Origin of the sequence: Serratia sp. CY82433 (assembly GCF_052166535.1) — a bacterium.
Classification (GTDB): Bacteria; Pseudomonadota; Gammaproteobacteria; order Enterobacterales; family Enterobacteriaceae; genus Serratia; species Serratia sarumanii.
Map to the genome: position 1 here is coordinate 73,432 of NZ_JBJNOR010000007.1, position 24,384 is coordinate 97,815.

25 protein-coding genes and 1 tRNA gene are annotated in these 24,384 nt (G+C 56.9%); 16 read left to right on the top strand and 10 right to left on the bottom strand.

Features of this window, described 5'->3' with window-relative positions; all coding sequences use genetic code 11:
- Positions 1 to 15 precede the first annotated feature (15 nt).
- Both trhA and ACJ8PI_RS22510 read left to right on the top strand, forming a co-directional pair.
- The gene (trhA, locus tag ACJ8PI_RS22505) at positions 16 to 690 is read left to right on the top strand and encodes a PAQR family membrane homeostasis protein TrhA (protein WP_122019409.1); all 675 of its coding nucleotides are present in this window, start codon (positions 16 to 18) and stop codon (positions 688 to 690) included.
- A 150-nt stretch (positions 691 to 840) separates the two neighbouring features.
- Positions 841 to 1,338 (top strand): DUF2165 family protein, encoded by a 498-nt coding sequence (locus ACJ8PI_RS22510; protein WP_033649451.1) that lies wholly within the window; start codon positions 841 to 843, stop codon positions 1,336 to 1,338.
- Positions 1,339 to 1,376: 38 nt separating this feature from the next.
- Here ACJ8PI_RS22510 and ygfZ read toward each other — a convergent pair whose 3' ends face one another.
- Positions 1,377 to 2,369: a tRNA-modifying protein YgfZ gene (gene ygfZ, locus ACJ8PI_RS22515; protein ID WP_164134707.1), complete on the bottom strand. Its 993-nt coding sequence runs from the start codon at positions 2,367 to 2,369 to the stop codon at positions 1,377 to 1,379.
- A gap of 320 nt (positions 2,370 to 2,689) precedes the next feature.
- Between ygfZ and sdhE the strand changes: the two genes are divergently transcribed.
- The 5 genes from sdhE to creD all read left to right on the top strand — a co-directional run bounded on the left by sdhE (position 2,690) and on the right by creD (position 6,914).
- A complete protein-coding gene (gene sdhE, locus ACJ8PI_RS22520) occupies positions 2,690 to 2,956 on the top strand; it encodes an FAD assembly factor SdhE (RefSeq protein ID WP_004931679.1) in 267 nt (88 codons plus the stop codon).
- Positions 2,937 to 3,359 carry a protein YgfX gene (locus tag ACJ8PI_RS22525; protein ID WP_033649453.1) on the top strand — a complete coding sequence of 141 codons (423 nt, stop codon included), beginning with the start codon at positions 2,937 to 2,939 and terminating at the stop codon, positions 3,357 to 3,359. Before sdhE ends, ACJ8PI_RS22525 begins: the two co-directional genes overlap by 20 nt.
- The gene (gene creB / locus ACJ8PI_RS22530; RefSeq protein ID WP_049232287.1) at positions 3,359 to 4,054 is read left to right on the top strand and encodes a two-component system response regulator CreB; all 696 of its coding nucleotides are present in this window, start codon (positions 3,359 to 3,361) and stop codon (positions 4,052 to 4,054) included. Before ACJ8PI_RS22525 ends, creB begins: the two co-directional genes overlap by 1 nt.
- Positions 4,051 to 5,469 carry a two-component system sensor histidine kinase CreC gene (creC, locus tag ACJ8PI_RS22535; protein ID WP_164134708.1) on the top strand — a complete coding sequence of 473 codons (1,419 nt, stop codon included), beginning with the start codon at positions 4,051 to 4,053 and terminating at the stop codon, positions 5,467 to 5,469. The genes creB and creC overlap by 4 nt, the downstream gene beginning before the upstream one ends.
- Before the next feature lie 80 nt (positions 5,470 to 5,549).
- The gene (gene creD, locus ACJ8PI_RS22540; protein WP_041036554.1) at positions 5,550 to 6,914 is read left to right on the top strand and encodes a cell envelope integrity protein CreD; all 1,365 of its coding nucleotides are present in this window, start codon (positions 5,550 to 5,552) and stop codon (positions 6,912 to 6,914) included.
- Positions 6,915 to 6,951: 37 nt separating this feature from the next.
- On the opposite strand, the gene fldB is transcribed toward creD, so the two are convergent.
- Positions 6,952 to 7,470: a flavodoxin FldB gene (gene fldB, locus ACJ8PI_RS22545; RefSeq protein ID WP_033635825.1), complete on the bottom strand. Its 519-nt coding sequence runs from the start codon at positions 7,468 to 7,470 to the stop codon at positions 6,952 to 6,954.
- 106 nt (positions 7,471 to 7,576) lie between these two features.
- Between fldB and xerD the strand changes: the two genes are divergently transcribed.
- The 9 genes from xerD (at position 7,577) to ACJ8PI_RS22590 (ending at position 17,204) form a co-directional block, all read left to right on the top strand.
- Positions 7,577 to 8,476, top strand: coding sequence for a site-specific tyrosine recombinase XerD (xerD, locus tag ACJ8PI_RS22550; RefSeq protein ID WP_033638574.1), 900 nt, complete (start codon positions 7,577 to 7,579; stop codon positions 8,474 to 8,476).
- 26 nt (positions 8,477 to 8,502) lie between these two features.
- On the top strand, positions 8,503 to 9,219 hold the full coding sequence (gene dsbC, locus ACJ8PI_RS22555; RefSeq protein ID WP_033635824.1) for a bifunctional protein-disulfide isomerase/oxidoreductase DsbC: 717 nt from the start codon (positions 8,503 to 8,505) through the stop codon (positions 9,217 to 9,219).
- A gap of 6 nt (positions 9,220 to 9,225) precedes the next feature.
- A complete protein-coding gene (gene recJ, locus ACJ8PI_RS22560) occupies positions 9,226 to 10,959 on the top strand; it encodes a single-stranded-DNA-specific exonuclease RecJ (protein ID WP_033649458.1) in 1,734 nt (577 codons plus the stop codon).
- Positions 10,960 to 11,125: 166 nt separating this feature from the next.
- Positions 11,126 to 12,224 (top strand): peptide chain release factor 2 gene (gene prfB / locus ACJ8PI_RS22565; protein WP_096242572.1). Its coding sequence is split into 2 segments (ribosomal slippage): positions 11,126 to 11,200 and positions 11,202 to 12,224, totalling 1,098 coding nucleotides; the frame shifts between segments, so codons are not numbered across the junction.
- A gap of 9 nt (positions 12,225 to 12,233) precedes the next feature.
- Positions 12,234 to 13,751 (top strand): lysine--tRNA ligase, encoded by a 1,518-nt coding sequence (gene lysS, locus ACJ8PI_RS22570; RefSeq protein WP_164134709.1) that lies wholly within the window; start codon positions 12,234 to 12,236, stop codon positions 13,749 to 13,751.
- A 146-nt stretch (positions 13,752 to 13,897) separates the two neighbouring features.
- Positions 13,898 to 13,971, top strand: a tRNA-Gly gene (locus tag ACJ8PI_RS22575).
- A gap of 532 nt (positions 13,972 to 14,503) precedes the next feature.
- On the top strand, positions 14,504 to 15,070 hold the full coding sequence (locus ACJ8PI_RS22580; RefSeq protein WP_147435746.1) for a hypothetical protein: 567 nt from the start codon (positions 14,504 to 14,506) through the stop codon (positions 15,068 to 15,070).
- A 135-nt stretch (positions 15,071 to 15,205) separates the two neighbouring features.
- The gene (locus ACJ8PI_RS22585) at positions 15,206 to 16,018 is read left to right on the top strand and encodes a hypothetical protein (RefSeq protein ID WP_121535414.1); all 813 of its coding nucleotides are present in this window, start codon (positions 15,206 to 15,208) and stop codon (positions 16,016 to 16,018) included.
- Positions 16,019 to 16,104: 86 nt separating this feature from the next.
- A protein-coding gene (locus ACJ8PI_RS22590; RefSeq protein ID WP_121535416.1) for an IS3 family transposase occupies positions 16,105 to 17,204 on the top strand; the annotation gives its coding sequence in 2 pieces (ribosomal slippage) (positions 16,105 to 16,366 and positions 16,366 to 17,204; 1,101 coding nt in all).
- Positions 17,205 to 17,306: 102 nt separating this feature from the next.
- On the opposite strand, the gene ACJ8PI_RS22595 is transcribed toward ACJ8PI_RS22590, so the two are convergent.
- From ACJ8PI_RS22595 to ACJ8PI_RS22630, 8 genes are all read right to left on the bottom strand, one after another.
- Positions 17,307 to 17,552 carry a hypothetical protein gene (locus tag ACJ8PI_RS22595; RefSeq protein ID WP_121535418.1) on the bottom strand — a complete coding sequence of 82 codons (246 nt, stop codon included), beginning with the start codon at positions 17,550 to 17,552 and terminating at the stop codon, positions 17,307 to 17,309.
- 164 nt (positions 17,553 to 17,716) lie between these two features.
- Positions 17,717 to 18,304, bottom strand: coding sequence for a tyrosine-type recombinase/integrase (locus ACJ8PI_RS22600; protein ID WP_239509794.1), 588 nt, complete (start codon positions 18,302 to 18,304; stop codon positions 17,717 to 17,719).
- A gap of 164 nt (positions 18,305 to 18,468) precedes the next feature.
- A complete protein-coding gene (locus ACJ8PI_RS22605) occupies positions 18,469 to 18,918 on the bottom strand; it encodes a hypothetical protein (RefSeq protein WP_239509795.1) in 450 nt (149 codons plus the stop codon).
- A 282-nt stretch (positions 18,919 to 19,200) separates the two neighbouring features.
- Positions 19,201 to 21,198: a BCCT family transporter gene (locus tag ACJ8PI_RS22610; protein WP_033635821.1), complete on the bottom strand. Its 1,998-nt coding sequence runs from the start codon at positions 21,196 to 21,198 to the stop codon at positions 19,201 to 19,203.
- A 155-nt stretch (positions 21,199 to 21,353) separates the two neighbouring features.
- A complete protein-coding gene (locus ACJ8PI_RS22615) occupies positions 21,354 to 21,701 on the bottom strand; it encodes a hypothetical protein (RefSeq protein ID WP_399574335.1) in 348 nt (115 codons plus the stop codon).
- 160 nt (positions 21,702 to 21,861) lie between these two features.
- Positions 21,862 to 23,094, bottom strand: coding sequence for a cysteine desulfurase-like protein (locus tag ACJ8PI_RS22620; RefSeq protein WP_164134710.1), 1,233 nt, complete (start codon positions 23,092 to 23,094; stop codon positions 21,862 to 21,864).
- On the bottom strand, positions 23,091 to 23,705 hold the full coding sequence (locus tag ACJ8PI_RS22625) for a 2OG-Fe dioxygenase family protein (protein WP_223182037.1): 615 nt from the start codon (positions 23,703 to 23,705) through the stop codon (positions 23,091 to 23,093). Before ACJ8PI_RS22625 ends, ACJ8PI_RS22620 begins: the two co-directional genes overlap by 4 nt.
- Positions 23,706 to 23,964: 259 nt before the next feature.
- The gene (locus tag ACJ8PI_RS22630; protein WP_033654075.1) at positions 23,965 to 24,303 is read right to left on the bottom strand and encodes a hypothetical protein; all 339 of its coding nucleotides are present in this window, start codon (positions 24,301 to 24,303) and stop codon (positions 23,965 to 23,967) included.
- Between the last annotated feature and the right edge of the window lie 81 nt (positions 24,304 to 24,384).

Sequence of the window (24,384 nt, forward strand, 5' to 3'; positions counted from 1 at the left end):
GAGGGGTTGCGCGTTATGGGGAAAACGGACGTAGTGAAAGCCGGGAACAATAAGATTGTCGCCGCGGCTTATCCGTGGGCGGAAGAGATCGCCAACAGCATCAGCCACGGCATCGGGCTGGTGTTCGGTATCGTCGGCCTGGTGTTGCTACTGGTGCAGGCGGTGAATACCGGCGCCGATGCGACGGCCATCACCAGTTACAGCCTGTACGGCGGCAGCATGATCCTGCTGTTTCTCGCTTCCACGCTGTACCATGCGATCCCGCATCAGAAGGCCAAGCATTGGCTGAAAAAATTTGACCACTGTGCCATTTATCTCCTGATTGCCGGGACTTACACCCCGTTTCTGCTGGTGGGGCTGGATTCGCCGTTGGCAAAGGGCCTGATGGGGGTAATCTGGGGGTTGGCGCTGCTCGGCGTGCTGTTCAAGCTGGCCTTCGCCCACCGTTTTGAAGCCCTGTCGCTGGTAACCTACCTGACGATGGGCTGGCTGTCGCTGATTGTGATTTATCAGCTGGTTACGCGGCTGGAGGCCGGCGGCGTCACGCTGCTGGCGATCGGCGGGGTGGTCTATACCCTCGGCGTGATTTTCTACGCCTCCAAGCGCATCCGCTTTGGCCATGCCATCTGGCACGCCTTCGTGCTCGGCGGCAGCGCCTGCCATTTCATGGCGATCTATCTCTACGTCTAAACGTTATCGCTACGTCTGAATGCGTATTGAACAGGCGCCTCTTTTGTTTTAAAAAAGAGGCGCTTGCTTCTTTCGGGTATCCAGCAAGCCCGTTCTTTCATTTCTGAGCCCGCATACTCTTTCTCTAAACTTTGTTCAGGACTCATCACAATGATCGTTCGCTTATCCAAAGCGCTGCTGGTCTGCGCTATCGCTTTGTTCGCTTCGCTGGTGGCCTTCGGCAATATCACCGATTACGGCTCCAACTTCGCCTTCGTGCGCCACGTCTTTATGATGGACACCATTTTCCCCGACGCCACCATCGGCTACCGTTCGATACAGACGCCGTGGCTGCATCACGCCGGCTATATCTTCATCATTGCGCTGGAGAGCCTGACCGCGCTGCTGTGCTGGATCGGCGGCCTGCGCCTGCTGTGCGGCCTGAAACTGCCCGCTAAAGCTTTCAACGGCCGGAAAAAGCTGGCGGTTGTGGGGCTGACGCTGGGCTTCCTCACCTGGCAGGTCGGCTTTATGTCGATTGGGGGCGAGTGGTTTGGCATGTGGATGTCGAAACAGTGGAACGGCGTGCCCGATGCGTTTCGCTTCTTCGTCACCATCATTCTGGTGCTGATTTATCTGGTGCAGCGCGACGGGGAGTTGGACGAGTAACGAAGACGGCCGCAGGCAGGGCACCTGCGGCCGACGGATTATTTCTCTTCGGCCAGCGAATACGGCAGCGGTTTGATCGCCAGCTGGCTGGCGGCATCCTCGCGCACCCGCAGCTTGCTGTCGGCGTCCAAATCGTTGTTCATCACCACCTGCACCCACAGCCTGCCGTCGGCCAGTTGGCTCGACGCCAGCACGGTGCCGGTGCGGCGCCAGTTTTCACCCAGCTGCAGCTCCAGGTCTTCCGCCGCCTGCGGGGCGCGGGCCGCCTTACCTTCCAGCCAGTAGAGCGCACGCTTGTTGGCGCCGCGGAATTTGGCGCGCGCCACCATCTCCTGACCGGTATAGCAGCCTTTGCTGAAGCTGATGCCTTCCAGCGCCTGCAGGTTGGTGGCCTGCGGGATCAGCTGCGCGCTGTTGGCGGCGTCTATAACCGGATAACCGGCCTCGATCTCCAGCGCCAGCCACTGGCCGCTGTCATTCAGCTCCTCCTGGTCATGCAGTTTGCCGATCAGCTGTTCGGCCACGGTGGGGCGGGCCACCAGCAGAAAACGTTCCGCCGGCGCGTTGAAGTGCAGAATCGTGGTCTCGCCGTCCTGCACCACCGGGTGCTCGGCGCTCGGCAGCGTGGCGAACAGATCCGCCAGCGCGGCGCGCGCCTGGAAACCGGCGACGCCCAGCAACACCGCGTCGTTATCGGCGGCGATGGTGACTTTGGAGAACACCGCGTATTTTTTGATTTCCGCCAGCTGGCTGTCCAGCACGCTGCGGCGTTCCAGATAGGCGAAGCCTTCGCCACGGTGGAACAGACGCAGGTTGCTCCACATTTTGCCCTTGGCGTCACAGTGGGCGCACAGCACGTGTTGATCGGCCGCCAGCGCGTCGATGTCCGCCGTCACCTGGCCCTGGAGATATTTCACCGTGTCCGGCCCGTTCAGCGTCACCAGCGCCCAATCTTCCAGCGAGATCAGCGTCAGGGGCAGATGGGTGGAAGCGGAGGGCTGACGGGGTGGGAATGGAATGTTATGCGCCATAGTAAGTTCCTGCTCAACGTTTAGCTTACCTGAAGGGTATTGAACCCATGGTAAAAGAGGCGGCGGGCTTTGCAAACTGTTATTCGCGCCGCGGCGCCGGGGTGCGCTTTTTTTGGCATTTTGCGCTTTATTACGCTTTCCGCAGCAAAGCGCCTTCCCGGCGTGTATGTCAAATTGTTACTCTATAGGCTTGCGGCCAGGGCACCCTTGCAGACAGATCCCCGGCTGATGGAATTATATTGCGACGGCGTTGCCATACAGTGTGTCATTTGAACCCTGCGCTGGCGCTGCCGCGCTGAAAAGAGGTGAGTCATAACAACATGGATATTAACAACAAAGCACGTATTCACTGGGCTTGCCGCCGTGGCATGCGCGAGCTGGACATCTCCATCATGCCGTTCTTCGAGTACGAATACGACAGCCTGAATGACGCGGACAAGGCGCTGTTTATCCGCCTGCTGGAGTGCGACGATCCCGATTTGTTCAACTGGCTGATGAATCATGGCGCGCCGCAGGACGGCGAGCTGCAGAGAATGGTGACCCTGATCCAAACGCGAAATAAAGACCGTGGCCCAGTGGCGATGTGATATCCGCATTTCCTGGCGCACCCAGCTGTTTTCACTGTTGACCCACGGCGTGTTGATCCTGCTGATCCTGATTTCGCCCTGGCCGGAAGGTTTTGGCCCGCTCTGGCTGGTGCTGCTGACGCTGGTGGTGTTTCAGTGCATTCGCAGCCAGAAGCGCATCGCCGCGGCGCAGGGCGAGCTGCGGCTGCTGGCGGACCGGCGCTTCAGCTGGCACGGCCGCGAGTGGCGGCTGGCGAAAAAACCGTGGATGCCGGGTTACGGCATGCTGCTGACGCTGCTGCCGATGGAGGGCAAAAAGCGCCGCCGGCTGTGGCTGGCTTCCGACTGCATGAGCAAAGAGGAGTGGCGCCACCTGCGGCAGCTGTTGCTGTATCCGCCGGCGGGTGACGGCGAGGATCCCTGATGAAACCCGTACTCTGGTTGGTGGAGGATGAACCCAGCATTGCCGATACGCTGGTTTACACGCTGGAGAGCGAAGGCTTCGAGGTGCGCTGGTTCGAACGCGCGGAACCGGCGTTGCAGGCGCTGGCGCAAGGCGCGCCCGCGCTCGCTATCCTCGATGTCGGTTTGCCGGATATCAACGGCTTTGAATTGTGTCGCCGCCTGCTGGCTCAGGCGGCCGACCTGCCGATTCTGTTTCTCACCGCCCGCAGTGATGAAGTGGATCGCCTGATCGGGCTGGAGATCGGCGCTGACGACTATGTCGCCAAGCCGTTCTCTCCTCGCGAGGTCAGCGCGCGGGTGCGCACCATTTTGCGTCGCCTGCACAAGCAGCAGCGCCTGCAGCAGAGCGCGCCCTACCATTTCGGCGCTTTCGCGCTCGACGAAGACGCGGCCACCATCTCATACCATCAGCGGCCGTTGCCGCTGACCCGTTACGAATACCTGCTGCTGAAGACGCTGCTGTTGGCGCCTGGACGGGTGTTCTCGCGGCAGCAACTGATGGAAAGCGTTTGGGCGCAGGCGGAAGAAAGCCTGGATCGCACCGTCGATACCCACATCAAAACGCTGCGCGCCAAGCTGCGTGCGGTTGAACCCGGTGAACCGCCGATCCACACCCACCGCGGATTGGGCTACAGCGTGAGCCGCCAGCCATGAAAATTGGCCTGCGCCTGCTGCTGGGGTACTTTCTGATCGTAGCGGTGGCCGGGTACTTCGTGCTGAGCATTTTCGTCCAGGAAGTGAAGCCCGGCGTGCGGCGCGCTACCGAAGGCACGCTGGTGGACACCGCCAACCTGCTGGCGCAGATCGCCCGTCAGGACATGCAGCGCGGCGATGCGGCGCATGGCCAACTGGCGCAGGCGTTTACGCAGCTGAATCAGCGGCCGATCGGCGCCAACATTTCCGGCATCCGCAAGGACCGCAGTGAATACCACGTCTATCTTACCGATGCCCAGGGCCGGGTCATCTTCGATTCCGCCGGCCGCGCGCAGGGGCAGGATTATTCGCGCTGGAATGACGTTTATCGAACGCTGCGCGGCCAGTACGGCGCCCGCAGCACCCGCAGCGACCCGCAGGATGAAAACAGTTCGGTGATGTATGTGGCCGCGCCGGTGATAGAACAAGGGCGCATTATCGGCGTGCTCACCGTGGGTAAACCCAACAGCACCATGGCGCCGGTGATCAAGCGCAGCGAACGGCGCATTCTGTGGGCCGGCGCGTTGCTGCTGGGGATCGCTCTGCTGATCGGGGCGGTGTTCGTCTGGTGGATCAACCGGTCGATAGGCCGGCTGGTGCGTTATGCCGATGGGGTGGCGCAGGGCGAAAATGCGCCATTGCCCAAAGTGGGCGGCCGGGAACTGACCCAGCTGGCGCAGGCGCTGGAGAGCATGCGCCTGAAGCTGGAAGGCAAAGCCTATATCGAACAATATGCGCATGCCCTGACGCATGAGCTGAAAAGCCCGCTGGCGGCGATCAGGGGCGCGGCGGAGCTGTTGCAGGAGCTGCCGCCGCCGGAAACCGCTCGGCGTTTTCTCACCAACATTGAGCAGCAAAGCGCGCGCATCCAACAACTGGTGGATAAACTGCTGGTGCAGGCGCGGCTGGAGAGCCGGCCAGAAATGGAGACGGCGCCCATCGCGATCGCGGCGTTGATCGACCAGACGGTGGCGGGCAAAGAGGCGCAGGCGACGCAGCGCGGCGTCAGGTTGCGGCTGGAGGCGCTGGCGGAGGTGACGCTGAACGGCGATGCGTTGCTGATCAGCCAGGCGCTGACCAACCTGCTGGACAACGCGATCGACTTTACCCCGCCGGGCGGTTGCATCAGCGTGCGAGGCGAACGGCGGGAACAGCATTACTGCATCAGCGTTTGCGACGACGGCAGCGGCATTCCTGACTATGCGTTCGATAAGGTGTTCGAGCGCTTTTATTCGTTGCCGCGCGCCGAACGGCCAAAAAGCAGCGGGCTGGGGCTGAACTTCGTGCAGGAGGTCGCCCGTCTGCATCATGGCGGCATTCACCTGCGCAACCGCCGGCCGCACGGGGTGGAAGCGACGTTCATGTTATCGCTGTGACTTCACCTTCCCTTCACATAACCACATTCTGATTTCACCTGCGGGTTTTATCGTGGCCTCATTACCTACAAGGAGCGAGCATGATGAAATCGGTACTTTTCTGGAAAATAACCACGCTGCTGGGATTGATGGTGGTGATGTTGATCCCCATCGCCCAACTGATGAGCGTGATCGACGAACGCAGCGGCTATCGGCAAAGCGTGGTCGGGCAGGTGAGCGAAAGCACCAGCGGGGCGCAGCGCGTGCTCGGCCCGTTGATTGTCATTCCTTATGTTGAACGAGAAGAAAAAAAAGACGAGAAAGGGCAAACGGTGGTGCAGCGGGTGCAGCATCACCGCTATTTGCTGCCGGAGTCGCTTCAGGTGCAGGGGGCACCGAATGTGGAAGTGCGCAAGTTGGGCATTTATCAGACACAGGTTTACCAGGGGCCGCTGAACTTCAAGGTGCGTTTCGGCCAGCCGGAGCTGGCGGATTTGCAACGCGCCAACGTGACCGTCGGCCAGCCGTTCCTGCTGGTGGCGCTGAGCGATTCTCGCGGCATCAAGAGCATTTCCCCGCTGGCAACGCCGCAGCCGGTGGCGTTTGAGCCGGGCACCGGCGTGGGATCGTTGCGCCAGGGGATCCACGCACCGCTGACGCTGGCGGCGCTGCAACAAAAAGCGGGGCTGAGCGCCGACTTCACCCTGACGCTGGCGGGCACCAGCAGCCTGTCACTGGTGCCGTTGGGGCGCAGCAGCGAGCTGCAGCTGCAAAGCAACTGGCCGCACCCGAATTTCCTCGGCAACTTCCTGCCGGACGAACGCAAGGTGACGGAGCAAGGGTTTAGCGCTCGCTGGCGCAGCACCTGGTTCGCCAACAACATCAACAGTGCGTTCCATTACGACGATGGCATTATCGACGAGGACAAGCTGCCGGCCTTCAGCGCCAGCCTGGTTGAACCGGTCGATCACTATCAGTTGACCGAGCGCGCGGTCAAATACGCGCTGCTGTTTATCGGGCTGACGTTTATGGCGTTTTTCCTGTTCGAAACCCTGACCGGGCTGCGGGTGCACCCGATTCAATACCTGCTGGTCGGCGCGGCGCTGGTGTTGTTCTACCTGATTCTGCTGGCCTTCTCCGAACACCTGGGATTCGCTCTCGCTTACCTGGCGGCCAGCATCGCCTGTAGCGGACTGATCGGCTTCTACCTGAGCGCCGTGCTGCGCGGCAAGCTGCGCGGTGCGCTGTTCGCCGCGAGCCTATTGCTGTTGTACGGCGTGCTCTATTTGCTGCTGCAGTCGGAGGACAATGCGTTGGTGCTGGGGGCGGGGCTGCTGTTCGCCATTCTGGCGGGCATTATGCTGTTGACGCGCAAGTTGGACTGGTATCAGGTGGCCGATCCGGCGCGTCTGGCAAAGGAGACGCCGGCCGGCGAAGACGAGCCACGCTTCCGTCTGTGGAAATAAGCGGGGGAAATCGGGCGCGTTGAGCGCCCGATAGCGGCTACAGCAGCGGCTCCATTTCCAGCAGGATCTGTTCGCACCATTGCTGCAGGCGCTCTTCGCTCAGATCGTATTGATTGACCTCATCGAGCGCCAGGCCGACGAAGTGTTTGCCGTCGGCGCTCAGCGGTTTGGGGCTGGTGAACTCGAAGCCCTCGGTTGGCCAGAAGCCGATGAACTGCACGCCCAGCGGCGCGATGTGATCGTGCAGCATGCCCAGCGCGTCGAGGAACCACTCACCGTACCCGAGCTGATCGCCCATGCCGTACATGGCGACGATTTTGCCTTTCAGATCCAGCGCCGGCAGCTGCGGCCAGATCGCTTCCCAGTCTTCCTGCAGTTCGCCGAAATCCCAGGTCGGGATGCCGAGGATCAGTATGGAATAGTCCTCCATCAGCTTGGGAGAGACGTCTTTCAGGTTGTGCAGGTCGACCAGGTCTTCACCCAGAATCTCACGGATTTTTTCTGCCGCCATCTCGGTGTAGCAGGTGCTGGAGCCGTAAAACAGACCAATCTTCATGTGTAAACCGTTACGTTGCCGTTTAGAGAATTGCAGCGAGTATACCTGATTTACGTCGGCTTAAGGCATAATGGCGCGGGTGGAAATGCAACAAAGAGAGGACCGCGTGCAACAGCAAGACCATGCGCTGATTGAACAATTCCTGGATGCGCTGTGGCTTGAGCGCAATCTGGCGGAAAATACGCTGGCCTCCTACCGGCTGGATTTGCAGGCGCTGGGCACCTGGCTTGGCCAGCAAAACACCGCCTTGCTGCAGGCGCAGGCGTTGGATCTGCAGGCGTTTCTCGCTGAGCGGGTGGACGGCGGCTACAAGGCCACCAGCTCCGCGCGTTTGCTGAGCGCCATGCGCCGCCTGTTTCAGTACCTGTACCGCGAAAAGCTGCGCGCCGACGATCCCACCGCGCAGCTGGCGTCTCCCAAGCTGCCGCAGCGTTTGCCGAAGGATTTGAGCGAGGCGCAGGTCGATGCGCTGCTGCAGGCGCCCTGTGTCGATCAGCCGCTGGAACTGCGCGACAAGGCGATGCTCGAAGTGTTGTACGCCACCGGGCTGCGAGTTTCCGAACTGGTGGGGCTGAGCATCAGCGACGTCAGCCTGCGCCAGGGCGTGGTGCGGGTGATCGGCAAGGGCAACAAGGAGCGGCTGGTGCCGCTGGGCGAAGAGGCGGTCTACTGGATCGAAAATTATCTGGAGCACGGCCGCCCGTGGCTGGTCAACGGCCAGACGCTGGATGTGCTGTTCCCCAGCACCCGCTGCCAGCAAATGACCCGACAGACGTTCTGGCATCGCATCAAACACTATGCCATCCTTGCGGGCATCGACAGCGAGCGTCTGTCGCCGCACGTGTTGCGGCACGCGTTCGCCACCCATTTGCTGAACCATGGGGCCGATCTCCGTGTCGTACAGATGTTGTTAGGGCACAGCGATCTCTCGACCACGCAAATTTATACTCATGTAGCGACCGAACGACTGAAACAGCTACATCAACAGCATCACCCGCGCGCCTGAGCGGCGGGTTCGAAAGGATTGGAACAATGAAAAAAGGTTTAATGCTGCTCTCACTGCTGGTGGCTTCGGTGACCAGCGCCGCCCATGCCGATGACGCGGCGATCAAAAAAGCGCTCGCCAGCCTGGGCATCCAGCAGGCGGACGTGCAGCCTTCACCGGTCAATGGACTGAAAACCGTGCTGACCGACAGCGGCGTGCTGTACGCCTCCGAAGACGGCAAGCATATCCTGCAGGGCCCGCTGTTCGACGTCAGCGGCAAAGAGCCGGTCAACGTGACCAACCAACTGCTGGGCAGCAAGATGGACGCGCTGAAAGATCAGATGATCGTCTACAAGGCGCCGAAAGAGAAACACGTGATCACCGTGTTCACCGACATCACCTGCGGTTACTGCCACAAGCTGCACCAGCAGATGAAAGAGTACAACGATCTGGGCATCACCGTGCGCTACCTGGCGTTCCCGCGCCAGGGGCTGGCCTCCCAGGCTGAGAAAGACATGCAGTCGATCTGGTGTACCGCAGACAAGGCCAAGGCGTTCGACGCGGCCATGAAGGGCGACGCCGTTTCTCCGGCGACCTGCAAAACCGACATCAGCAAGCATTACGAGCTGGGCGTGCAGTTCGGCATTCAGGGCACGCCGGCGATCATCCTGGAAAACGGCATGATGATCCCGGGCTATCAGGGGCCGAAAGAGATGGCCGCTATGCTGGATGCGCACCAGGCCGCCACCAAAGCCGGTGGTTAATCGCCGGTGAGTATCAAAACGCAACTACGTCGCCGCCCGGCGGCGGACGACACGCATCTGCCCGCCAGTTTGCCGCCGCTGCTGCGCCGGCTTTACGCCCTGCGCGGCGTGCAGGCTGAGCAGGAGCTGGAACGCGGCGTCAAGGGCATGCTGCCCTGGCAACAGCTGGACGGCATCGACGACGCCGTCAGCCTGCTGCAACAGGCGCTGGCCGACGGCCGCCGCATCATGGTGGTGGGCGATTTCGACGCCGACGGCGCCACCAGCACCGCACTGACGGTGCTGGCGCTGCGCAGCATGGGCGGCGCCAGCGTCGACTACCTGGTGCCGAACCGCTTTGAAGACGGCTACGGCCTGAGCCCCGAAGTGGTGGAGCAGGCGGCGGCGCGCGGTGCGGAGCTGATCGTCACCGTCGATAACGGCATCTCCTCCCACGCCGGCGTCGACGTGGCGCATGCCAAGGGCATGCAGGTGTTGGTGACCGATCACCACCTGCCGGGCGAGACCCTGCCGGCGGCCGAAGCGATCGTCAATCCCAACCTGCGCGGCTGCGCCTTCCCGTCCAAATCGCTGGCCGGGGTGGGCGTCGCGTTCTACCTGATGTTGGCGCTGCGCGCCCGGCTGCGGGACAGCGGCTGGTTCGAACAGCGCGCGCTGGCGATGCCCAATCTGGCGGAACTGTTGGATCTGGTGGCGCTCGGCACCGTGGCCGACGTGGTGCCGCTGGACGCCAACAACCGCATTCTGGTGTATCAGGGGTTAAACCGCATCCGTGCCGGCAAATGCCGTCCGGGCATCCGCGCGCTGCTTGAGGTGGCCAACCGCGATGCCCGCCAGCTGGCGGCCAACGATCTCGGTTTCGCTCTCGGCCCGCGTCTTAACGCCGCCGGCAGGCTGGACGACATGTCGATCGGCGTGGCGCTGCTGCTGAGCGATGACATCGCGCAGGCGCGTATGCTGGCCAACGATCTCGACGCGCTGAACCAGACGCGACGCGAGATAGAGCAGGGCATGCAGGTGGAAGCCCTGCAGCTGTGCGACCAGTTGGAGCGCACCAGTACCGAGCTGCCTTACGGGCTGGCGATGTATCACCCGGAATGGCACCAGGGCGTGGTGGGTATCCTCGCCTCACGTATCAAAGAGCGTTTCCACCGCCCGGTGATCGCGTTCGCGCCGGCGGGCGACGGCATCCTGAAAGGCTCCGGCCGTTCGGTGCCTGGCCTGCACATGCGCGACGCGCTGGAGCGGCTGGATATGCTGAACCCCGGCCTGATGATGAAGTTCGGCGGCCACGCGATGGCGGCCGGGCTGTCGCTGGAAGAGGCCAGGTTCGACGAGTTCCGCCAGCGCTTCGGCGAGCTGGTGGGGGAATGGCTCGATCCGGCGATGCTGGAAGGGGTGATCTGGTCTGACGGCGAGCTGGCGATGCAGGAGCTGTCGCTGACGACGGCGGAGCTGCTGCGCGAGGGCGGCCCGTGGGGCCAGGCGTTCCCGGAACCGACCTTCGACGGCAAATTCCGCATCCTGCAGCAGCGGCTGGTGGGCGAGAAACACCTGAAGCTGATGGTGGAGCCGCTCGGCGGCGGCCCGCTGCTCGACGGCATCGCATTCAACGTGGACACCACGCTGTGGCCGGACAGCAGCGTGCGCGAGGTCGAACTCGCCTACAAGCTCGACGTCAACGAGTTTCGCGGCAACCGCAACGTGCAGCTGCTGATCCAGCATCTTTGGCCGCGCTGAGGCGAAATTGAACACAATTCGGGGATTGGGCTCTCCAATCCCCCGCATCCTTCCCGATCGCCACAAAAACTGACCAACTCGCTATAAACTGCCGCCCGGATCCGTTAGAATTAGCGGTTCCAATGGCATTCCGCCATCGACGACATCAACGTAAAAGAACGAAACCATGTTTGAAATTAACCCGGTAAAAAACCGAATTCAGGACCTGTCCGAGCGGACTGCGGTTCTTAGGGGGTATCTTTGACTATGATGCCAAGAAGGAACGCCTAGAAGAGGTCAACGCCGAGCTGGAGCAGCCGGACGTGTGGAACGAGCCGGAGCGCGCACAGGCGCTCGGCAAAGAGCGCGCCGCGCTGGAAGCCATCGTTGAAACCATCGATCAGCTGGAGCAGGGCGGCGAAGACGTCGGCGGGCTGCTGGAACTGGCGGTGGAAGCCGACGATGAAGAGACCTTCAACGAAGCGGTCGCCGAGCTGGATCAGCTGATGAGCAAGCTGGATCAGTTGGAATTCCGCCGCATGTTCTCCGGCGAATACGACAGCGCCGACTGCTACCTGGATATCCAGGCCGGCTCCGGCGGCACCGAAGCGCAGGACTGGGCCAGCATGCTGCTGCGCATGTACCTGCGCTGGGCCGAAGCCAAGGGCTTCAAGACCGAAGTGATCGAAGAGTCCGACGGCGACGTCGCGGGCCTGAAATCCGCCACCATCAAGATCATCGGCGACTACGCGTTCGGCTGGTTGCGCACTGAAACCGGCGTTCACCGCCTGGTGCGCAAGAGCCCGTTCGACTCCGGCGGCCGTCGCCACACCTCGTTCAGCTCGGTGTTCATCTACCCGGAAGTCGACGACGATATCGATATCGAAATCAACCCGGCGGATCTGCGTATCGACGTGTACCGCGCCTCCGGTGCGGGCGGTCAGCACGTCAACAAAACCGAATCCGCCGTACGTATTACTCACCTGCCAACCAACATCGTGGTGCAGTGCCAGAACGATCGTTCTCAGCATAAGAACAAGGATCAAGCGTTTAAACAGCTGCGAGCCAAGCTGTACGAGTTTGAGATGCAAAAGAAAAATGCTGATAAGCAGACGATGGAAGACAACAAGTCCGACATCGGCTGGGGCAGCCAAATCCGTTCTTACGTGCTGGATGACTCCCGCATCAAGGATTTGCGCACCAACGTCGAAACGCGTAACACGCAGGCCGTACTGGATGGCGACCTGGATAAATTCATTGAGGCAAGTTTGAAAGCCGGGTTATGAGGAATAGAAATGTCTGAACAACAAGTACAGGGCGCCGATCAGGCGCTGGATCTCAATAACGAACTGCAGTCCCGCCGCGAGAAACTGGCCGGCCTGCGCGAGAACGGCATTGCGTTCCCGAATGACTTCCGTCGCGACTCCACCTCCGACAAACTGCACGCCGCGTACGGCGATAAAGGCAACGAAGAGCTGGAAGCGCTGGGCGTAGAAGTGACCGTCGCCGGCCGCATGATGACCCGCCGCATTATGGGCAAGGCATCCTTCGTCACGCTGCAGGACGTGGGCGGCCGCATTCAGCTGTACGTCGCGCGCGACGATCTGGCTGAAGGCGTGTACAACGACCAGTTCAAGAAGTGGGACCTGGGCGATATCCTCGGCGCACGCGGCAAGCTGTTCAAAACCAAGACCGGCGAACTGTCGATCCACTGCACCGAGCTGCGTCTGCTGACCAAAGCGCTGCGCCCGCTGCCGGACAAATTCCACGGCCTGGCGGATCAGGAAACCCGTTACCGCCAGCGTTACCTGGACCTGATCGCCAACGAAGAATCGCGCAACACCTTCAAGGTGCGTTCTCAGGTGATGTCGGCTATCCGTAACTTCATGGTGGAACGCGGCTTCATGGAAGTCGAAACCCCGATGATGCAGGTGATCCCGGGCGGTGCGTCCGCGCGTCCGTTCATCACCCACCACAACGCGCTGGATATCGATATGTACCTGCGCATCGCGCCGGAACTGTATCTGAAGCGTCTGGTGGTTGGTGGCTTTGAGCGCGTGTTCGAAATCAACCGTAACTTCCGTAACGAAGGCGTTTCTCCGCGTCACAACCCAGAGTTCACCATGATGGAACTCTACATGGCTTACGCGGATTACAAAGACCTGATCGAGCTGACCGAGACGCTGTTCCGCACCCTGACCGAGAAAGTGCTGGGCACCTCTCAGGTGCAGTACGGTGACGAAGTGTTCGACTTCGGCAAGCCGTTCGAGAAGCTGACCATGACCGAGGCGATCAAGAAATACCGCCCGGAAACCGATCTGGCTGACCTGGCCGACATGGGCAAAGCGGTGGCCATCGCAGAATCCATCGGCATCAAGGTTGAGAAAAGCTGGGGCCTGGGCCGCGTCGTGACCGAGATCTTCGAAGAAGTGGCGGAAAGCCATCTGATTCAGCCGACCTTCATCACCGAGTACCCGGCTGAAGTGTCGCCGCTGGCGCGCCGCAACGACGTTAACCCGGAAATCACCGACCGCTTCGAGTTCTTCATCGGCGGCCGTGAAATCGGCAACGGCTTCTCCGAGCTGAACGACGCCGAAGACCAGGCGCAGCGCTTCGCCGATCAGGTGAACGCCAAAGACGCTGGCGACGACGAAGCGATGTTCTACGACGAAGACTACGTCACCGCGCTGGAGCACGGCCTGCCGCCGACCGCCGGTCTGGGCATCGGTATCGACCGCATGGTGATGCTGTTCACCAACAGCCACACCATCCGCGACGTGATTCTGTTCCCGGCGATGCGCCCACAGAAATAATTCCGTTTAGCGTGAAACCACCGGTGCAGGCAACTGCGCCGGTTTTTTTTGCCCACCGGACTTAACCGCTTAAAACATCGACAGTTACGCGCCATCTCCGCTTGCCCGCCGCCTATAACCGGTTATAATGCCTGTCGCACACCGATGCGGGTGTAGTTCAATGGTAGAACGGCAGCTTCCCAAGCTGCATACGAGGGTTCGATTCCCTTCACCCGCTCCATGTCTCTTTTAGCTACACTATCCAGCTAAAATAGCCCTCTGCAGAGGCGTTGCCTCTCTGATAGCTACCATTGAACTACACGCTCACCTGTCGCGACAGGGGGTGTTGATTGGTTAGAGATCATACCTTTTTGCTGGCGGTCGTTCCAACGTCTTACCGCGATAGCCCAACAAGAACAGCATGCCGCTAATCACGGCTCTAAACCTTCTCTAAAGCGCTCTACACAAACAGCATGATAGCCGATGCCTCCTTGATGCTTCCACGGTAGAGGGGATAAACAGGGTTATGGTGGTTTTGCACCGGTAGCAATAGACCGGCTCTGCCAGCGTGTCGCTTACGCTTCCCTATGGGATACACAAGTTACCTGATAAATGTTTGTGGTGTGTTACAGGCCAGTGGAGGTGCTTACTGATGCTCTCACTAACGCTCGTTGGTTTTCCTTACTGCCCGCGGGCTTTATGGATGCTATTGTCTTAAATTTAGTTCGCTGTAAAATTGAGCATAAAGAATAGATCAAACAAGAAGATTACCTATGGGATGGTGGAAAGATCTAACTAAAGACAGCGTATCGGGCGTAGTTGTAGCTCTTGTTACTGGCGGAGGTGGTTTGGCTGCGATTGTCTGGTTATGGAGCTACATTAAGTCGTGTTTCCTATGGTTGATTAATGTTCTATTTTATCCAGTAACTATGCCTGTATGGGCGGTGATTACTGTATCGATAATATTGTTGATTACGCTACCTACGGTTGGTTACGTTATACGCCAGAAACTTGCATCCGGAAATCTGGAGCAAGAAGATAGTTTTTTAAACTATACGAATGATACTATTTTTGGGATGCTGGTTTCATGGCGTTGGGTTAGAGGTATGGGGGGGTATTCGTTAGATTCGCTTAATATGAGGTGTCCTATTTGCTTTGGGATGTTGAGCGAACATGAAAATAACATATATGGTTTGAGTCCGTACCCATTAATAAAATGTACGGCTCATGGTTGTAATTGGAAAATTGCACGTGATTTTGAACGTGTAAGCTATAGGGAGATGCATGTTAAAATGGATCAAGAAATTGATCGGCGGTGTTACCAGATGTTTAGGAGTTAGTTTTATTCAAAATTTATATTAATAGCCTGTTTGGGATGCTAAGATTTTCACTATCAACGGACTCTATAGTTCTACAGGATTTTATGTTTAAGTGAATTTATGAGTGCAAGATGACCTTTTCGGTACGGAGTCGATATGAAAGGAATATGTAAGCTATGTCTTGAAGAGAAGGAACTACAAGAGTCACACAGTATTCCAAGAAGCTATTTCAAACGGTTAAAGAAAAACGATTCACAATTGATTTTGGTGCGAAAAGGCAGCAGGCCAAAGCGAGAAAACGTTGACCCTAAGGAGCCTTTGCTGTGTTTTGAGTGTGAGCAATTTATTAGTACTGAATACGAGTCATACGGCATTAGGTTGTTGAGAAATCATCATAATATAAGGAAAAACTCTGATCATATTATAATTAACTCATTTAATTATAAGAGGTTCTATCTGTATTTGCTTAGTATCCTGTGGCGTGCTTCAATATCAAAAAATATACATTACTCTACTGTTGTAGGCGCGCCTGAGTTAGATGAACTTATGCGGTACTGTGTAAAAAATAACTTGATCAGGATAAATAAGTTAAGCCAATTTAAGGTGGATTACTTCATAAAAATATGCGTTTTTCGGCTTGTTGATAGTACGAATAACATTCGTGACGTTGAACTTAAAGCGGTGTTAAGTAATTTCTCTTTTAGAGAGGTAGAGCAAGTTAACGGATTCTTATGGTTCTTTGTTGCGGAGGGTTTTGCTATTTTTTATGTATTTAGTATTGGTGAGAATTATAATGATGTCAGGAGAATTCGATTGAAGTCACAACTAAAGAGTGGTAGCCATCAGAAGATATACAAAATAGAAATTTCCCAAGATGCTCTATTTAGAGATATTTTCAATGATTTGATTGCCGCCGCAAAGGGTGATTTTGACAAAATTGAGAGAGAGTTGTATACGCGAGTAAAGTGAAATGCTTGATCTCTTCCCTGTAATCAGTACCGGTCTAAACTGCAGTATCCGGTCTTTCTTTTATCGAACACAGAGGCCATTTCGTCATGAAAAAGACCCGCTATACCGAAGAACAGATCGCTTTTGCGTTGAAACAGGCCGAAACCGGCAATCGGGTGGAAGAAGTGTGCAGAAAGATGGGCATTTCTGAAGCCACGTTTTACAACTGGAAGAAAAAGTTTGGCGGGATGGGGGTAACAGAATTGCGCCGTCTACGACAGCTGGAGGATGAAAATCAGCGGCTCCGTCGTCTGGTAGCATACCTCAGTCTGGACAAGGAAATGCTCCAGGATGTCATTCGAAAAAAGTTCTGAGGCCCGTCCAGAAACGGGAAGCGGTGGCTTATCTGCTCGACGCCTACCGCATTGGTCTGCGCCGTGGCTGTCGTCTGATGATGCAGAGTCGTACGGTATACAACTACCGTAGCTGCCGCGATGACAGGGCCCTGACTCAGAGGATAAGAGAGATTGCAGCAGCGCGAGTTCGCTACGGTTGCCAGCGCATTCATATTCTTTTACGACGGTCAGGCTGGTTAATAAATCATAAGAAAACCCACCGGATTTACTGTCTGGAAGGGCTGAATCTGCGGACAAAACGGCCCCATCGACATGTCACTGCCAGACATCGGCGCGTTCGTCCGGAAGTTAGCGCGGTAGATCAGTGCTGGAGCATGGATTTTGTTGCTGATAATCTGTTCAACGGCCGCCGGATCCGGGCGCTGACTATAGTCGATAATTTTAGTCGGGAATGTCTGGCTATCCAGGTTGGACAGGGGTTACGGGGTAAGGATGTAGTGGCCGTTATGGAGCGCCTGAAGCAAATGAAGCGCCGTGTCCCCCTCAGGTTGCAGACGGACAATGGCAGCGAATTTATCTTCAAATCTCTGGACCGATGGGCGTATGAAAATAAGGTGACGATGGACTTCTCACGGCCTGGAAAGCCCACAAACAACGCACTGGTCGAGTCATTTAATGGCAGCCTTCGTGATGAATGTCTGAATGTGCATTGGTTCCTGTCACTGGAAGATGCTCAGGAGAAGATCGAGTGCTGGCGGCAGGAATATAACCAGCAACGACCTCATTCATCATTAAACAACCTGACACCTGAGGAATTTATCCGAAGTCTGCAAAAATGCCCGGTTCTCTGATTTAGCCTGTTACCGATATTGGGAAGGGATCAAAACAGTTAAGTGTAAGTAGTACAAAAATAGTGAAAGGGAGGGGAGAACCTCCCTTAAAATATGGATGACTTAACGGTCTTTATTTGACTGGGAGAGAACAGAGGCTGCAAGCTCCTTAGTTTCCTCACTGTATTTGGAGCTTCTGAGTACTCTAGAGGCGATGTCTTCCATTTCGCTTCCGGTTTGATGTGTCGTACTTCTTTGAGATAGCGCAGAGCCTGCTAATTTTTTTTGGATATCTGATGCGTTGGAATTTGCCAGAACCTTTGCGGCTTTGCTAGCTATGTCCTGCGAGGTTTTCTTTGAGTTTGCCATAGAGATTATCTCTTTTTAAGTTGGGTACAATGAATCGCTCATATAGTGCCTGATTATTGCTTCATGGCACTATATGTGGTTAAAATGTATGTGTGCCCACCAATAAGATCAAGAAAAATGTGGGTAAAGCTCTGTAAAATTTTCAGCCACCTACCTAAGCCAAATTACAATCCCTCATAATCCACCAACTCTATGATCTTCCTTAATACTTCAAGCTCAGCTCCTTGACTGTAGACCTGTTTCGCCATGGTTTTCTGCGTGTGACCTACAAGTGCGGCTATCCGGCTGTCGTCTATGTTGTGCCTATCCAAACTGGTGATAAACATTCCACGCAAACTGTGGAAGCACTGCCTATCGCTCGCCGTAGGCAAGACACGATTCCTCAAACGGGTAAATTTCTGACTGAAATAAGGTGATTTCTTTCCGTCGCTTCGAGTAACGCTGTTTGCGCTTGGCAAAAGATATTCATTACCCCGGTTCAGGTACTTCTCTATTACTCCCACAATTAACGAATGCACCGGAATTGTGCGAACCCCCGCCTTTGTCTTGCTCTTGCTAATGTGGAGCGATAACCCACCGCCATCCATGATCACATCGACACACCGAATGCTGCAGATCTCATCCAACCGCATCCCCTGATACAGTCCGATTAGGATCACATACCTCAGTTCATCGTCTGCCGTGTTAAGCAGTTTCGTTGTGTCCTCAATAGTAAATGGTTCGTAGCTCTCGAGTGTGGATTTAGCTTCCAACGCATGGCCTTTGAATGGGCAGTCAGCAGGGATACCGTCATAACAGCGCCGGGCATACTCATAGACAGAAGATAGGCTTGAGAGATAGTTATGGACGGTTTGAGAGGATTTATCTCTCTTCTGCTCCCTGATAAAGCGTGCAACCTGTGTTCGCCTAATATCACTCAGGGGAACATCGGCGACACCCAGGGACTCAATGAACAAGTTAACGCTAAACAAGGTCTTAGAGAGAGTGGTTCATTCCCGCTTATCCTGATATTCGGATAGGTACTCGTCCCGGATTTGAGCAAGTGTAGGTGAAATGGATGGTTTGGCCGCATAGATATTGTGGTTTGTTGGCCTGCTCTTTTATCAGACCGCAGCAAGGCTGCGATTCCCCGTTGAATCTTCAACTGGTGAGTATCAGGTTTAAGCTGATTTTTGATCTTGTTGAACTCAATGATCATGTGGTCACGGAAGTTGATCGCTTTCTCGGTGTCACGCTCACCGTTCGAACGGCGGAAAATTCGCTTACCGTCTGTTAGGTGGCGCATGTAGGAAGGAACAAAAACCTGAAAAAGCCATATTCCATCATTTCGCATGAATAAATATTTTGTGTTGTGCTTGATCGCCATCTCAGTATTCCTCTAAGATGCCGCAATCAGGTGATCCGTCTGGTTACACTGGTGAGATATAGGAACGGCAACTTCCCAAGCTGCATACGAGGGTTCGATTCCCTTCACCCGCTCCAGCACCCCCTCTTGAAAACATCCTGATTCTTCGAAACGTTATCCCGAACCAATCCTTTGCTCATAAAGCGCTGTTTCTGTTTGTCCGCCATTCCAACCGCATCATCAGCACTGTGGTGAAGAAAACGGGGCAAAAAAATGCCGCCCCTGGGGACGGCATGTCGGCATTCAGCGAACCAGATGCAAGAAATGCAGGTGTTTCTCGTACTGGTCAAGAATATCGTTGATCAACTGCTCCTGATTCCAGCCCATGACATCGTAGTTCTGGCCGCCTTCTTTCAGGTAGATCTCCGCGCGATAATACTTGTGCTGCTCGGCTTGCTGTTCATCGTTATCCAGCCCGGCCAGAGCGAACGTCGGCGAACTGTAGCCGCGCAGTCTGACTTCATAGATAAAGTTAAGCTCATCGCCCAAATCGACCTCGAAACGAATACGGTCTTCCGCAGTGGCGTTGATGCTGCTGAGCGTGTTTTGTTTACTCAGCTCTTCCTGCACCAGCGTCATGGCAGGCTGGATGACCTCATCCATAAAGCGCTTAACCAGCGAGCGTTTTGGCAGATAGGCGATATTGCGCAGTCTGCGCTGCCAGGGAATGGGGTTGCGGGCGGCGGTGGGGGCGATGGTGGCCATATTTTGGCTGTCGCGCTTGGTCAGATCGCGACGCAGTGCCTTAAGCAAGCCGTAGATGGAGACCAGCAAGATGGCCGAGAATGGCAATGCGCTGGCGATGGTGACGGTTTGCAGCGCGCTGAGCCCCCCGGCGATCAGCAAGGCGATGGCGACGATGCCCATCAGCGACGCCCAGAAAATGCGTTGCCAAACCGGCGTGTTGCTGGAGCCGCCCGAAGCCAGCGTATCCACGACCATGGCGCCGGAATCGGCGGAGGTGACGAAAAAGACGATAACCATCGCCATGGCGATAAACGAAAGCACGCTGGAGAACGGGAAATGCTCCAGGAAGTTAAACAACGCCAGCGCCACGTCTTGCTGTACCGTAGCGGCGAGGTCTGTCGCGCCCTTTTCCATGATGAGGTAAATGGCGCTGTTGCCGAACACCGTCATCCACATGAGGGTGAAGCCGGCCGGGACGAACAGCACGCCCGTGACAAATTCGCGGATGGTTCGGCCGCGGGAAACTCGTGCGATGAACATACCGACGAAAGGCGACCAGGAGAGCCACCACCCCCAATAGAGCAGCGTCCATCCGCCTAACCAGTTGCTGGATTTCGGCTCATAGGCATACAGGTTGAACGTCTTGCTGACCAGCTCGGACAGATAGCCGCCGGTATTTTCCACAAAGGATTTCAACAGCAGAACGGTTGGCCCCAACAGCAAGACCAAGGCCAGGAGCAACAGCGCCAGGCCAAGGTTCAGCTCCGACAGAAAGCGTATGCCTTTCTCCAGCCCTGAAACCACTGAAATGGTGGCCAGCCCGGTAATCACCACGATCAATATCACCTGAACGGTTTCGTTGATCGGCACGCCAAACAGGTGGTTAAGCCCGGCGTTGACCTGCAACACGCCATAACCCAGCGAGGTCGCGACCCCGAATACGGTGCCGATGACCGCGAAGATATCGACGGCGTGGCCGATAGGGCCATAAATGCGGTCGCCGATGATCGGATAAAGCGCAGAGCGCAGGGTCAACGGCAGGCCATGCCGATAGCTGAAGAAGGCCAGAATCAACGCCACGATGGCGTAGATCGCCCAGGCGTGCAGCCCCCAGTGGAAAAAGGTCAGGCGCATGGCCTGTTTGGCCGCCTCGACGCTCTCGGGCGTGCCGACCGGCGGCGAAAGATAGTGCATAACCGGTTCTGCCACGCCGAAGAACATCAGGCCGATGCCCATCCCCGCTGAAAACAGCATGGCAAACCATGAGTGGTAGCGAAAATCGGGTTGCGCATGATCGGGGCCGAGTTTGATGTCGCCGTAGCGGGAAAGCCCCAGAAACGTCACGCTGAGCAAAATCAGCGCCACGGCCAAAATATAAAACCAGCTGGCGTTGGTGAAGATTTGTTGCTGCAGAAGTTTGAAGTTCTTGTCAGCGACGTCGGGGAAAAAGGCGGCGAACGCGACCAGAAGAAAAATGAGGACTGCAGAGGTGAAGAATACCGCTTTGTTGATATGGCTTTGCGGATTTTTTAGGGGGGTGTCTTTCTCACTCATAAATTGATTTATTCCATTTGTTTGATTATCGCCCTGAATGGAGGAGAGGTGTAACCTGTTATATCGTAGCAAAATAGTCAGGCTGTCGGTGCCGGTCAATAGGGCGGAATTACCGCTGCCTGAGTGCGGTAATTCCGAGTTATTCCGTGTTGCCGTTAGTTAAATAAAAATGCCAATAACCCCGTCACCTTATTTTTATTTTCCCATCCTTCCAATTTCATGCAGGCATTAACGTGTTCTGTTCTGCGCATTGCATTGCTGTCCGAGGGAAAGGCGCCGCCACCGGCGTTGGGGATCTCCGTGCCGTTGATAGTCATGGAGGAGAAGGCCGGTGAGCTGGCGTGCAAAGACAGGCTGACGGGATAGCGCTGTTCAGCTGCTTGCTGGCAGCTGGCTCTGGCCGCTTCCAGGGGCGTCGGGGTTGCCGTTTGCGCTTCCCATTTCTCCGGCGTGGCGCAGGAAGACACCATCAACGCGGCGGCGATAACTGCATATTTTCGCAAAGTAAAAATCCATTTCTAAAATAAAATCCTCTGTATTCTACCCCCGGCGTTGCGCGATGGGCAGCGTTGGTGAAGGCGTCTGTTGTTTGACCGATATGGCCTGCGAAAGATGTGGCACTGTGCGGCCCGCTCAATAAGGTGAGCGGGCCGATGTGGCGAGTTAACTGAGGATATCTTCGGCGATCACTTTAAACAGTGTGTCTATTTCACTCTGGGTGTTGTAGTGCATCATGCCGATGCGCAGCACGCCGCCGTCCTGTAACCCCAACTGCTGGATCAGGCCCAGCGCATAGAAATGCCCGCTGCCGGCGCAGATGTTGTGCTGCCCGAGATGACGGGCGATTGCGTCAGGCGTCTGGCCGCTGAAGGTCAGGGCGAAGGTTGGCGTGCGGCGCGCGCTGTCCGCCTGTGAATGGCCGTAGAGCCGCACGCCGTCGAGTTGCTGCAGCCGTTGCAAAAAGTGGCGGCACAGCGCCTCTTCATGCTGGTGGTAGGCGGCGAAACTCTCCTGCAAGCGCTGCCTTAACGGCGCGCCGGGCGTGCCCCACTGCGCCAGATAGTCGATCGCCGCCGCGACGCCGGCCAGCGCCTCGAAGCTTTGCGTGCCGGTCTCGAAACGGCCGGGGCCGACGTCGGTGGCCGGCTCGACTTTATATGGCCGCAAGCGTTGCAACCACTGCGGCGCGATATAGGCCATGCCGACGTGCGGGCCAAAGAACTTGTAGGCGGAGCACACCAGGAAATCACAGCTCAGCGCCTGCACGTCGATCAGGTTGTGCGGCGCATAGTGCACGGCGTCGATATACACCTGCGCGCCGACCCGATGCGCGGCTTCGACGATGGTTTTGATATCGACGATGCTGCCGGTGACGTTGGAGGCATAGCTGACCGCCACCAGGCGAGTGTTGGCGTTGATGCGTTCACACACCTTTGCGGCGTCGAGAGAACAGTCTGCGCTCTCCAGCGGTATCTGATGCACCACGGCTCCTTTGTCGGCGGCGGCCTGCTGCCAGCTGGAGACGTTGGCGTAGTGATCGAGCGCGGTGACGATGACCTCATCGCCGGCCTGCCAGTCGCGGCTGATGATGCGGCTGAGATGGAAAGTCAGCGTGGTCATGTTCATGCCGAAGACAATGTTGTCGGGCGACGGCGCATTTAACAAGGCGCGCACCGATTCTCGCGCCTGGCCCATCACCTCGCCGGTGACCCGGCTGGAGAAGTAGTGGCCGCCCAGGTTGGCGTTGTATTTCCCCAGGTAGTCCGTCATTTTTTCCAGCACGCCCCGTGAAACCTGCGCTCCACCGGGGCCGTCGAAAAAGATCGCCGGTTTGCCGTCGATTTGCTGAGACAGGGCGCTGAACTGGCGTCGGGCGAGCTCGGGCGTAAAGGTCATGCTTTCTCTCCCCGCGCGGTGAGGACGAAGAGATCCAAATGGCCTTCCTCAGTTGGGTTCACGGCGTTGATCGGCGTGGCGTTGTGCCACAGTTTGCTGTCCGCCAGCAGCACGGCCTCACCGTCCGCCAGCGCTTTTTTAAAGAAGGGATCGTGGTGGCTGTCGTCGTACAGCATAATTTCACCGCCGACGATGTTGTGCCGGTGAATGGCGATCATCGCGATATGGTCGAAACCGTCCTGGTGAATGCCTTCCGGCGCCACCTGGGTGTCTTTCTCGATGGCGACCACGCGCATCTGATGGATCTCAATCTCGGCGCCTTCCGGCAGCTCGTTGCTTTCTGCAAACAGGTTGCACATCTCCGCCATGCCGGCGCTCTGCAGTACGGCGCTGTCGATAGGCTCGAAGCGGCGCACCACGTTGCCCTGGAAGTGGTTGATCTGATCGGACTGCATGAAGGTGCGTGGCCCCACTTCGGCGACGTTGGGGTTGAGGTATTTCACGACTGAATAACGGCGCAGGCGATATTTGCCGTCGGCGTGTTGCGTGTGGGGCAAGGAGGAAAACGAAGGCATCAGTTGTTGGGTGGCTTGCGGGCTTAGTACAGTCATACTTATTACGTTTTCGTGTTTCTGTAACATAATCACCTATAATAATAATAATTTCTGATGTTGTAGGGGGTAATTCGATTGAATTGTAGACGACTCTATAACCAACGCAATTTGGCGGTGGCGAGGTGTGACGGCGGTCGTAAAGTGGGGTGAACGCGGAGAGATAAAGTAGCGAAAAGTCGGCGGGCTCTACGATGAAACGGCGCGGCAGCTTGCCCGCACCGACAGGTATGAAGCGATGAGCGCGCGGCCCTTATGTTTAGAACGTCTCGAAATACAGCTCGCGCAGCAGCCAGGATATTTCGTTATTGGTGCGGTTCAGGACGTCTATTCTGTGAACCCCTATCGCTTCTGCGCGCAGGTCGAGCAGCAAGTTGCGAATCTGCCGGAATAACGGGGTTTGCGGGTTGGGTCTGGCCAACTGTTGACCACACAGTTTGATACCGGCGTCGCAGCCGGTGGCGATGTCCGTCAGGCAGCATGGACAGGTGGTTTTTTGGCGCGCCATATTGCGGCATTGTTGCCCGATTACCTGATTGAAGTGGCGTAATTGCAGGCAGACTTCCCGCGAGTTCAACGGGTTGGAATGGGTTGTCATCGGTTTCAGCTCCCTTGTCTGCGCCTATATTGGCACTTACCGATGAAGATAACCACGGACAAGCAGAGGGGGTATCGCCTT